Source organism: Pseudomonas sp. SDO5522_S412 (assembly GCF_054071215.1).
In genome coordinates, this window is the sequence record NZ_JBSVWQ010000447.1 from 1 (window position 1) to 682 (window position 682).

1 protein-coding gene is annotated in these 682 nt (G+C 63.3%); it reads right to left on the reverse strand.

The window, feature by feature from the left end; translation table 11 throughout:
• Window positions 1-682 (reverse strand): AMP-binding protein (locus ACW9I6_RS32395; protein WP_457340245.1); only part of this gene is annotated, 682 nt, incomplete at both ends.

The following is a 682-nucleotide window of genomic DNA, read 5'->3' on the forward strand; positions in this document are numbered from 1 at the left end:
TCATCGAGGATATGCAGGCGCAGGTTGGCGATGGGTTTGCCGATCGGCACGAGCGTGTCGTTGGCCGAGCAACGCCACACCGACACGTCAATCGCCGCTTCGGTTGGGCCATACAGGTTGACCAGCGCGGCGGGGTGTTGGGACATGAACCGCTGCACCAGATCCACCGGCAAGGCTTCGCCGCTGGCAAACACTTGGCGCAGGCTGCGGCAGTGGGTCAGGCTTGGTTCTTCGACAAAGGCGCGCAGCATCGACGGTACGAAGTGCAGGGTGGTGACCTGCTCCTGCTGGATCAACTGGCTCAGGTACGCCGGGTCGCGATGGCCGTCCGGACGCGCAACCACGAGCGTCGCGCCGGTGATCAGCGGCCAGAAGAACTCCCACACCGACACGTCGAAGCTGTACGGGGTTTTTTGCAGCACACGGTCATTCGGGCCAATCGGGAACGCCTCCTGCATCCAGTGCAGACGGTTCATCAGCGCGCCGTGTTCGTTCATCACGCCTTTGGGTTGGCCGGTGGAGCCGGAGGTGTAGAGCACGTAGGCGAGGTCGCTGGCTTCCACGCTCAGGGGCTCGCTGTTTTCAGCGGCAGGCAGTGTTTCCAAGGTCCAGGCGACATGGCCAGCGGGTAAATGTGGCAGCCACTGTGATTGAGTCAGCGTCACCTGGGCATCGGCGTCGG